Annotated in this window: 9 protein-coding genes; 6 read left to right on the top strand and 3 right to left on the bottom strand. The window is 72.9% G+C overall.

What is annotated here, in order from left to right; translation table 11 throughout:
- Positions 1 to 21 precede the first annotated feature (21 nt).
- Positions 22 to 693, top strand: coding sequence for an AIM24 family protein (locus tag IE95_RS0116860; protein WP_030153006.1), 672 nt, complete (start codon positions 22 to 24; stop codon positions 691 to 693).
- A gap of 179 nt (positions 694 to 872) precedes the next feature.
- Entirely contained in the window at positions 873 to 2,540 is a 1,668-nt protein-coding gene (locus IE95_RS0116865; protein ID WP_051703239.1) for a peptide chain release factor 3, read from the top strand.
- 120 nt (positions 2,541 to 2,660) lie between these two features.
- Here IE95_RS0116865 and IE95_RS19830 read toward each other — a convergent pair whose 3' ends face one another.
- The gene (locus IE95_RS19830) at positions 2,661 to 3,227 is read right to left on the bottom strand and encodes a winged helix-turn-helix domain-containing protein (RefSeq protein ID WP_051703240.1); all 567 of its coding nucleotides are present in this window, start codon (positions 3,225 to 3,227) and stop codon (positions 2,661 to 2,663) included.
- A 90-nt stretch (positions 3,228 to 3,317) separates the two neighbouring features.
- On the opposite strand from IE95_RS19830, the gene IE95_RS19835 reads away from it, so the two are divergent.
- Positions 3,318 to 4,691: an MFS transporter gene (locus IE95_RS19835; RefSeq protein WP_084690379.1), complete on the top strand. Its 1,374-nt coding sequence runs from the start codon at positions 3,318 to 3,320 to the stop codon at positions 4,689 to 4,691.
- A 115-nt stretch (positions 4,692 to 4,806) separates the two neighbouring features.
- Here the strand turns inward: IE95_RS19835 and IE95_RS0116880 are convergent, their stop codons facing one another.
- Together IE95_RS0116880 and IE95_RS0116885 are read right to left on the bottom strand one after the other, a co-directional pair.
- A complete protein-coding gene (locus tag IE95_RS0116880; protein ID WP_030153014.1) occupies positions 4,807 to 5,751 on the bottom strand; it encodes a threonine/serine dehydratase in 945 nt (314 codons plus the stop codon).
- Between the two features lie 159 nt (positions 5,752 to 5,910).
- Positions 5,911 to 6,597, bottom strand: coding sequence for a FadR/GntR family transcriptional regulator (locus IE95_RS0116885; RefSeq protein WP_030153016.1), 687 nt, complete (start codon positions 6,595 to 6,597; stop codon positions 5,911 to 5,913).
- 213 nt (positions 6,598 to 6,810) lie between these two features.
- On the opposite strand from IE95_RS0116885, the gene IE95_RS0116890 reads away from it, so the two are divergent.
- From IE95_RS0116890 to IE95_RS0116900, 3 genes are read left to right on the top strand one after another with little or no spacing between them, the layout of a single operon-like run.
- Positions 6,811 to 7,599, top strand: a complete 789-nt coding sequence (locus tag IE95_RS0116890) for a (Fe-S)-binding protein (protein WP_030153017.1) — start codon at positions 6,811 to 6,813, stop codon at positions 7,597 to 7,599.
- Positions 7,596 to 9,215: a LutB/LldF family L-lactate oxidation iron-sulfur protein gene (locus tag IE95_RS0116895; RefSeq protein WP_030153020.1), complete on the top strand. Its 1,620-nt coding sequence runs from the start codon at positions 7,596 to 7,598 to the stop codon at positions 9,213 to 9,215. Before IE95_RS0116890 ends, IE95_RS0116895 begins: the two co-directional genes overlap by 4 nt.
- The gene (locus IE95_RS0116900) at positions 9,212 to 9,877 is read left to right on the top strand and encodes a LutC/YkgG family protein (protein WP_030153022.1); all 666 of its coding nucleotides are present in this window, start codon (positions 9,212 to 9,214) and stop codon (positions 9,875 to 9,877) included. Before IE95_RS0116895 ends, IE95_RS0116900 begins: the two co-directional genes overlap by 4 nt.
- Positions 9,878 to 9,914 lie beyond the last annotated feature (37 nt).

Genomic DNA, 9,914 nt, shown 5'->3' on the forward strand with positions numbered 1-9,914 from the left:
CGTTGCCGGATGATCTGTCCCATGCGCTCCACACTCATGAACCACACCGAACAGCCGGGCGAACCGGGGAGCTTCCAGCTGCAGAACGACCGCATGCTCAAGGTCGACCTCGCAGGCACGGGCGGGTTCTTCTACGCGCGGCAGGGCTCGATGGTCGCCTACCAGGGCGACGTCGACTTCGCGTACGAGGGCTCGGGCGGTGTCGCCAAGATGTTCAAGAAGGCCTTCACGGGCGAGGGCATGTCCCTCATGAAGGTCTCGGGCAGCGGCGACGTGTTCCTCGCGCAGGACGCCGACCAGGTGTTCGTCCTGCACCTGGAGGACGAGGCCGTCACGGTCAACGGGTCCAACGTGCTGGCGTTCGAGAGCACCCTGACCTGGGACATCAACCGCGTCGAGGGCGCGTCCATGATGAGCGGCGGACTGTTCAACACGACGTTCACCGGGACGGGGTCCCTCGCTGTGACGGCCTACGGGACGCCCGTGGTCCTCGACGTCGACGAGCCCACGTACGTCGACATGCAGGCCGCGGTCCTGTGGTCGAGCTCGCTCACGTCCACGATCCGCAAGACCGCGAAGCTCTCCGCGGCGATCGGCCGCGGGTCGGGCGAGGCGTACCAGCTCGGTCTCACGGGGCGCGGCATCGTCGTCGTGCAGGCCTCGGAGGGGCACCCGGTCCCGACGGCGAAGTAGCGGGGGCTGGGACACACCGCCCCACCCACCCCGTCACCGCCTGAGCCGAGGTGGGCCGTGGTCATCAGCGCCTCGATCTCGCGGGAGAATGGAGAGCTGGGTGCTGCGTCCCGTGCGGATGCGCCCCGCCCCTCGACCTCGATCGCGCAGGAAACTGCAGGAAGCCACAGGACGTTCCAGTGCCCTCAGCGGACCAGCCCACCTCGACCACCACCGCTCCCGACGAGCAGACCGGATCCCCGGTCGGCTCGTCCGGCTCAGCGTCCGCGAAGGAGCAGGCGACCGTCCTCGCGGAGGCCTCGCGCCGCCGCTCGTTCGCGGTCATCAGCCACCCGGACGCGGGAAAGTCGACCCTCACCGAGGCGCTCGCCCTGCACGCCAACGCGATCCGCGAGGCGGGCCGCGCGGACGGCAAGGCGGGCAGGCGCACGGTGTCCGACTGGATGGACATGGAGCAGGACCGCGGGATCTCGATCACGTCGGCCGCGCTGCAGTTCACGTACCGCGACGCCATGATCAACCTGGTCGACACCCCGGGCCACGCCGACTTCTCCGAGGACACGTACCGTGTGCTGTCCGCGGTCGACGCGGCCGTGATGCTCGTCGACGCCGCCAAGGGCCTCGAGGTCCAGACCATGAAGCTGTTCGCGGTCTGCAAGCACCGCGGCATCCCCCTCATCACCGTCATCAACAAGTGGGACCGTCCGGGCAAGGACGCGCTCGAGCTCATGGACGAGATCCAGGAGCGCACGGGGCTCGTCCCGACGCCGCTCACGTGGCCCGTGGGTGTCGGCGGCGACTTCCGGGGCGTGCTCGACCGCCGCACGGGGCAGTACGTGCACTACACGCGCACCGCGGGCGGCACGACGATCGCCCCCGAGGAGGTCATGGACCCGGAGGCGGCCCTGGCCCGCGAGGGTGACGCGTGGACGACCGCGACCGAGGAGGCCGAGCTGCTCGCCGACACCAACGGCGACCACGACCAGGAGTCGTTCCTGGCCGGTCAGACGACCCCGGTGCTGTTCGGCTCGGCGGTGCAGAACTTCGGTGTCCACGCGCTGCTCGACGTCCTGGTCGACGTCGCCCCCTCGCCGTCGCCGCGCGTCACCGTGAACGAGGACACGCGTCCCGTGGAGGCACCCTTCAGCGCGTTCGTCTTCAAGATGCAGGCCGGCATGGACACCGCGCACCGCGACCGGCTCGCGTTCGCGCGCATCTGCTCGGGCGTGTTCGAGCGCGGCATGGTCGTGAGCTCGGCCCGCACGGGCAAGCCCTTCGCGACGAAGTACGCGCAGCAGGTCTTCGGGCGCGAGCGCACGATCGTCGACACGGCCTACCCGGGCGACGTCGTGGGCCTCGTCAACGCGGCCGGCCTGCGCGTGGGCGACACGCTGTACCTGGACAAGAAGGTCGAGTTCCCGCCGCTGCCGACGTTCGCACCCGAGCACTTCGCGGTCATGCGCGCCAAGGACGTCTCGCGCTACAAGCAGTTCCAGCGCGGTGTCATGCAGCTCGGCGCCGAGGGCGTCGTCCAGGTCCTGCGCTCGGACCTGCGCGGTGAGCAGGCGCCCGTCCTGGCCGTGGTGGGCCCCATGCAGTTCGAGGTCGCCGAGCACCGCATGGCGACCGAGTTCAACGCGCCCGTGACGCTCGACCGTCTGGGCTACTCGATGGCGCTGCGCACCACGAAGGACTGGGTCGCGAAGCTGAACGAGCAGCCGGGCGTCGAGGTCCTCCAGCGCGAGGACGGCGAGTACCTGGCACTCTTCCCGGACCGCTGGCGCGTGACGTCGGTGCGCAACCGCCTCGACGACGTGGTCCTGCTCGAGGACGAGATCTTCGGCTGACGCTCGCCGCGCGGCGCCCGCTCGGCCCCCGGACGCCCCGGATGCCCGACGGCGGAGCGCACCCACGCACCCGGGTGCGCTCCGCCGTCGGGCATTCTCGTGGGACGGCCTGGGGGCACCTCAGGGCGTGTCGTCGCTCCCGTCGCTCCCGCGGGGCGCCAGGACCGCGAGCGCCTGGTAGGCACGCCGATCAGGGTCGGGCGCCTTCCTGGCCTCGGTGAGCGCTCGGTCGGCCCAGCGCTCGAGCAGGTCCGTGACCTCCTTGGCCATCTCCTCGGCCTGCTGGGGCGTGAGGACGAGGGCGCTGATCGCGAACAACCGGTCCTTGTCGTGCGAGCTCGTGTCGTTCGCCTCCACGAACAGCCGCTCGGCCCACCGCAGCGCGGGACGGACGACCTCGCGGACGACCCCGGGAGATCCGGGGTCGACGACGTAGCTCTCGGCGGCGTTGGTCCACACCCGGTCACGGCGGTCGCGTGCGTGCTCGGGTGCCTCGACGATCATGCCGGCCTTGGCCAGCACGCGCAGGTGAAAGCTGATGGAGTTCGCGGGCTCGCCGATCGCCTGGGCGAGGTCCGCGGCGCGCGCGTGCCCGAGGACCACGAGCTCCGAGAGGATGCGCTGGCGCATCGGGTGGGCGATGGCCCGGAGCGCCGCGGGGTCCTGGACGTGGAAGGTCTCGCGCATCCCCCGAGGCTAGCAACGCTGTCGCCGTCCGCACGACCAGTTGCGCAATCATCATTGCGCATCAGTTCTTGCGGGACTACCGTGTGTCGCATGTCGACCACCCAGAGCACCCCACCACCTCCCCGCACCTCGACGGGCACCGCAGACCCCGCGACCCCCGCGCCGTCTCCCCCGCAGACCGACGAACCCACCGCGCCAGCGACGCCCAGCGCACCTCCACCCCTCCTGCGCAACCGGTCGTACATGCTCCTCATGACCGGCCTGACGACCGAGTCGCTCGGGGCAGGCCTCGCCCTGTTCGCCGTCCCGCTCGTCGCCTACTCGCTGACCGGTTCGGTCCTCCAGGCCGGAGCCGTCGCGGCCGTCGGCCAGGTCGGGGCCCTGCTCGCGACCCTCCCGGCCGGCGTCGTCGCGGACCGTGTCGACCGGCGCCGGCTCGTCGTCGCCGCGAGCACCGTGGGCGCCGCGCTCTGGGTCACCGTGGGCGCAGCAGCCGCCCTGGGCTCGCTCACCGCCTGGCACCTCGCGCTCGTGCTGTTCGGAGCCTCGGTCGTAGGAGCGTTCGTGGACCCCGCGACGAGCGGAGCCTTCCGCTCGGTCGTCCCGGCCCCCCAGCTCCCGACCGCGCTCGCCGCCACCCAGGGGCGGGACGCCGTCGCGAGCCTGCTCGCAGGCCCCGTCGGCGGCCTGCTCTTCGCGGTCGGGCACGCGGTCCCGCTCGCCGCCGCAGCGATCGGGTCGGCCGCGACCGCGGTGTGCACCTGGGCCGTGCGCGAACCCCTCAACGGCGACACGGCGCAGGCGCGCGCGACCCACCCCGTCGAGGCGCTGCGCCACGGACTGCGGTTCGTCTGGTCGGTCCCCCTCTTCCGGACGCTCCTGGGGCTCTTCGTCGTCATCAACGTCGCGTTCGGCGGGCTGCTCGTCGGCATCAACCTCGAGCTCGTCCGGACCGGGGTCGCCCCCGTCCTCATCGGGGTCATCGACCTCGCCGTCGGCGCGGGCATCCTCGTCGGGGCCGTGCTCGCCCCGCAGCTCGTCGCGCGCGTCCGTGCCGGGGCGCTCACGGTCGCCGCGCTGGTCACCCTCGCCGTCGGCGCGACCCTCATGGCGGCCCTCCAGACGTACCCCGCCTACGTCGCCGTGCTGCCGCTCGCCGTCCTCCTGGTCCCGGCGGTCAACGCGGGGCTCGCGGGCTACGCCGCGGCGATCACCCCGCTCGACATGCAGGGACGCCTCGCGTCGATCATGGGTCTGACCGGACTCGCCGCCGGACCCCTGATCCCGCTCGTCGGGGCCGGGCTGCTCGACCGGTTCGGGATCGGGACCGCGCTCGTGGTGCTCGCGGGGCTGCTCGTCGCCACGGTCGCCGTCATCTCGGCCGCACGCCCGCTCTGGCGCGTCGGCACCCCGGACACGTGGGCCGACGACGCGCTGCCGTCGAGCATCGAGAGCGGGGCCTGACCTCACGGCGGCCGACGCTCCCGGGGTGCGCTGCGCCGTCGGGCAGCCGTTGTCAGAACGAGCGTGCGCTGGAGCCCACGCTCGTTCTGACAACCACGCTGCTGCGGACCGGCGCTCAGCGCGCCAGGTCAGCCGGGTCCGTGTTCGCCCCGCACAGCACGACCGCGACGCGCTCACCAGGGTCGGGCACGTACGTGCGCGACTCGAGCGCCGCGAGCGCCGCCGCGGCCCCGTGCTCGACGACGAGCCGCCGCTCGTCCCACAGGTGCCGGCGCGCGGTGACGATCGCGTCGTCGGACACCAGGACCGAGCGCACGTCGCCGTGCTGCGCGAGCGACAACGCCGTCTCGGACGTGCGGCGGGCGCCGAGCGAGTCGGCCGCGACCGACGCGACGGGCACGTCGACCACACAGCCGGCGTCGAGCGCGGCACGCAGGGCCTGCGCTCCGTGCGGCTCGACCGCCACGACCCTGATCCTGTGCGGACGCGCCGCGGCCGCCACCCCGCTGAACAGCCCGCCACCACCGACAGCGACGACGACCGTGCTGACATCAGGGCGGGCCGCGACGATCTCCTGCAGGAGCGTGCCCGCCCCCGCCGCGACCAGGGGGTTGTCGTAGGCGTGCGACGCGAGGGCACCGGTCTCGGCCGCGAAGCGCTGCGCGGCGTCGAGGGCCTCGGCGTACTCGGACCCGACCTGATGGACCTCGGCGCCGAGGGTGCGCAGGCGCGCGACCTTGACCGGGGGCGCGTTCTCGGGCACGAACACCGTCGCCCGGACCCCGAGCGCCCGCGCAGCCCACGCGTTCGCCATGCCCGCGTTGCCGCCCGACGCGATGACGATCCCAGCGTCGGGCAGCGTGCCCGCGTCCAGGTGCGCACCCACGAAGTTCAGGGCACCGCGCGCCTTGAACGAACCCGTGTGCTGCATGAGCTCGAGCGCGAACACGCCCGTCGCGGCGCCGAGGGCCCCGGGGTCCATGGGCGCGAGCGCGACGGGCCGCACCTGCCCCGCGATGCGCTGCGCCGCGGCGAGGACGTCCAGGTGGTCGATGGTCATGCGGAGTCCTCCGGTGGTGGGCGGCGGACCGGTGGGCCCAGAGAAACACTACGACGTGACGCCCCCGGGCGGGCGCCGAGGTAGAGGGCCGGCGTCGAGGTAGAGGGTTCCAGCCCTCTACCTCGACGACTCCCCTCTACCTCGCGCCCGGGGTCCGGCTCACAGTCCTGCCTCGCGGTAGAAGCCCTCGATGTGCTCGCGCACGGCCGCGACCGCGCCCGCACCGTCGCCGCTCGCGACCGCGTCGAGGATCGCGCGGTGCTCGGCGCGCAGACGCACCGCGGTCCGGGGCCAGTCCTCCAACCGTTCCATGCCTGCCTCGACGTAGGACTCGATCGCCCCGCGGAGCCCGGTCATGACGGCCTCGACGAGCGCGTTGCCCGCGAGCCGGACGAGCTCCACGTGGAACGCCGCGTCGAGCTCACGGAAGCGGGCCGTGCCGATCGCAGGATCGTCCATGGCGTCGAGCAGCGCGACGGCGCCCGCGAGCCCTGCTCCCGAGGCCTTCGCGGCGGCCTGCCCGACCGCCCAGGTCTCCAGCAGCACCCGGGTCTCCACGACGTCCCGGACCACGAGCGTCCCGGACGCGACGTGCAGCCGCACGGCCGCACCGAGGCCTGCGGCGGGCCGGTCGATGACGGTGGCTCCGGCGTCGGGCCCTGAACCGACCGCGGTGCGGACGATGCCCATGGCCTCCAGGACACGCAGCGCCTCGCGGACCGACGGGCGCGAGACGCCGAGCTCGGCGGCGAGCGCACGCTCGGCCGGGAGGCGTTCGCCGAGGCCCCAGCGGCCGGACGTCAGGTCCGCCTCGATCCGGGCGAGGACGATCTCGTGGGTGCGCACGGGGTCAGCGTAGTGCTGCGCGGGGTTCTCAGACGCGGGTTGTCAGAACGAGCGTGCCGATGGTCTACAGTGGCTCGGACACCATGTGGTCAGACCACAGCCTACTCATCGCTGAGCAGGCACCAGCCAGGCCGCACGGCACCTCCGACGGGCACTCGCCGCCCGCCGGGACCAGACTGAATCCCACCGCCCCCTGCACGGCTGGAGTCCCCAGTGCGCATCGCCCTCGCCGCCACCTGCATCGCCGACGCGATGTTCCCCCAGGCCCCCCGGGCCACCGTCCAGCTCCTCGAACGCCTCGGCCACGAGGTCCACTTCCCCGAGCAGCAGACGTGCTGCGGGCAGATGCACGTCAACACCGGCTACTTCGACGAGGCCGTGCCCGTCATCAAGAACCACGTCGAGACGTTCGCGCCCGCGCTCGACGGCGAGTGGGACGCGATCGTCGTGCCGTCGGGATCGTGCACCGGCTCGATCCGCCACCAGCAGGCCATGGTGTGCCGACGCGCGGGGCAGGAGAAGCTGGGCGCGACCGCCGAGGCCCTGGCTGCCAAGACCTACGAGCTGTCCGAGCTGCTCGTCGACGTGCTCGGCGTGACCGACGTCGGCGCGCACTTCCCGCACCGCGTCACCTACCACCCGACGTGCCACTCGCTGCGCATGATCCGCGTGGGCGACAAGCCCCTGCGGCTCCTGCGCGCCGTCGACGGGATCGACCTCGTCGAGCTCCCCGGCGCCGAGAGCTGCTGCGGGTTCGGCGGGACGTTCGCGCTCAAGAACTCCGAGACGTCGACCGCGATGCTCAGCGACAAGATGACCAACGTGAAGTCGACAGGCGCCGAGGTCCTCACGGCGGGCGACTACTCGTGCCTCCTGCACATCGGCGGCGGCCTCTCGAAGCTGCGCACGGGTGTGCGCACCATGCACCTCGCGGAGATCCTGGCCTCCACGCAGGACGCGCCGACGCTCGTCCGCACCGACGAGGCGGAGGCCACCCGATGAGCACCTTCCTGGGCTTCCCCACCCGTCGCGGCGCGAAGACCCTGCCCGACGGCGGCACGCACCACGGCGCACCCGGCACCACCGCGGGCCCCGGCTGGGCCGACGACGTGCCGCACCCCGACGCTCCGCTGCGCTGGGGCGAGACCTTCCCCGAGGCCGCCAGGGCGGCCCTGCAGAACACGCAGCTGCGCCGCAACCTGGCCCACGCGACCTCGACCATCCGGGCCAAGCGTGCGGCCGTCGTCGACGAGGTACCCGACTGGGAGGCCCTGCGCGACGCGGGCTCGACCATCAAGGCGCACGTCCTGAGCGACCTCCCGCACCTCCTCGAAGAGCTCGAGCGCAACGTGACCGCGCGCGGCGGCGTCGTGCACTGGGCGCGGGACGCCGCCGAGGCCAACCGCATCGTCACGGACCTGGTCAAGGCCACGGGCGAGACCGAGGTCGTCAAGGTCAAGTCGATGGTCACGCAGGAGATCGGACTCAACGAGGCGCTCGCCGAGGAGGGCATCGCGGCGTTCGAGACCGACCTCGCCGAGCTCATCGTGCAGCTCGCGGACGACATGCCCTCGCACATCCTCGTGCCGGCGATCCACCGCAACCGCTCCGAGATCCGCGAGATCTTCCTCGAACGCATGGGCGACGCCCCACCCGACCTGACCGACGCCCCGCGCGAGCTCGCCATGGCGGCCCGGACGCACCTGCGCCGCAAGTTCCTCTCCGCGAAGGTCGCGATCAGCGGCGCGAACTTCGCCGTCGCGGACACGGGCACGCTCGCGGTCGTCGAGTCCGAGGGCAACGGGCGCATGTGCCTCACGCTCCCCGAGACCCTCATCACCGTCATGGGCATCGAGAAGCTCATCCCCACCTACCAGGACCTCGAGGTCTTCATGGCGCTCCTGCCCCGGTCCTCGACCGGGGAGCGCATGAACCCGTACACGTCCCTGTGGACGGGCGTCACCCCGGGCGACGGGCCGCAGGAGTTCCACCTGGTCCTGCTCGACAACGGGCGCACCAAGGCCCTGGCCGACGAGGTGGGCCGCGCCGCCCTGCACTGCATCCGCTGCTCGGCCTGCCTCAACGTGTGCCCGGTGTACGAACGCGTGGGCGGGCACGCGTACGGCTCGGTCTACCCGGGCCCCATCGGCGCGGTCCTCACGCCCCAGCTCACCGGGTCGACGGGGAAGTCCGACCCCAACAACTCCCTGCCGTACGCCTCGACGCTGTGCGGCGCGTGCTACGACGTGTGCCCCGTCAAGATCGACATCCCGTCGCTGCTCGTGCACCTGCGCGCACGCGAGGTCGACCAGGACCGTGGCCGTCCCACGGCGTGGGGCGCCGCCATGAAGGCCGCGTCGTTCGTCATGGCCACGCCCGGCCGGTTCGGGCTCGCCGAGAAGGCCGGCGGCGTGACACGCGTCCTGGGCGGCAGCTCGGGCCGCATCACGTCGCTGCCGTTCCCGGGGTCGAGGTGGACCGACGCCCGTGACCTGCCCGTGCTGCCCAAGCAGAGCTTCCGCGAGTGGTGGGCCACCGACCACGCTGCGCACGAGCCCGTCCCTCACTCCTCGCCCGAGGATCCCGCCTCGCCCGACACGACCGGAGACGCCCGATGAGCGCGCGCGACGACATCCTGGCCCGCGTGCGCGCGGCCGTCATCACCGACGGCGCGCACCTCGGGGACGCCGTGGCCGCGCAGGCACCCATCTCCCGCGAGTACCGGACGACGGGCGAGCACTCCCCGGGGTCGCCCGAGGCGGTCGAGATCCTCGTCGACCGGCTCGTGGACTACCGCGCGATCGTGCACCGGGCCGCGACCGAGACCGACCTGGCCCGCACCGTCGGCGAGCTGCTCGCGGACGCGCGCTCCGTCGTCGTGCCCCCGGGGGTGCCCGCGGGCTGGACGAGCGCGCTCGGGGACGGGACCGCCGTCGTGCAGGACTCGCGTGCGGACCGGCGGACCGCGGCCGAGCTCGACCAGGTCGACGCCGTCCTCACCGCGTCACGGCTGGCCGTCGCGGACACCGGGACGATCGTCCTGGACGGCGAGGACGACCAGGGGCGGCGCGCGATCAGCCTGGTGCCCGACCTGCACGTGTGCGTCGTGCGGACCGGGCAGGTGGTGCACACGCTGCCCGAGGCCGTGACGATCCTCGCCGCGCACCCCACACGCCCGCAGACGTGGATCTCGGGGCCGAGCGCGACGAGCGACATCGAGCTCTCGCGCGTCGAGGGCGTGCACGGGCCCCGCACGCTCCACGTGATCCTGCTGGCCTGACCCTTCCTCCCCCCCTTCCCCCCCCACGCTGCGCCCC

Origin of the sequence: Oerskovia turbata, from assembly GCF_000718325.1 — a bacterium.
In the GTDB taxonomy this organism is placed as follows: Bacteria; Actinomycetota; Actinomycetes; order Actinomycetales; family Cellulomonadaceae; genus Oerskovia; species Oerskovia turbata.

Excerpts from the sequence above, each read along its gene's own strand:
- IE95_RS0116860 (WP_030153006.1), top strand. The coding sequence starts at position 22 with ATGCGCTCCACACTCATGAACCACACCGAACAGCCGGGCGAACCGGGG.
- IE95_RS19830 (WP_051703240.1), bottom strand. The coding sequence starts at position 3,227 with ATGCGCGAGACCTTCCACGTCCAGGACCCCGCGGCGCTCCGGGCCATC.
- IE95_RS19835 (WP_084690379.1), top strand. The coding sequence starts at position 3,318 with ATGTCGACCACCCAGAGCACCCCACCACCTCCCCGCACCTCGACGGGC.
- IE95_RS0116880 (WP_030153014.1), bottom strand. The coding sequence starts at position 5,751 with ATGACCATCGACCACCTGGACGTCCTCGCCGCGGCGCAGCGCATCGCG.
- IE95_RS0116895 (WP_030153020.1), top strand. The coding sequence starts at position 7,596 with ATGAGCACCTTCCTGGGCTTCCCCACCCGTCGCGGCGCGAAGACCCTG.
- IE95_RS0116900 (WP_030153022.1), top strand. The coding sequence starts at position 9,212 with ATGAGCGCGCGCGACGACATCCTGGCCCGCGTGCGCGCGGCCGTCATC.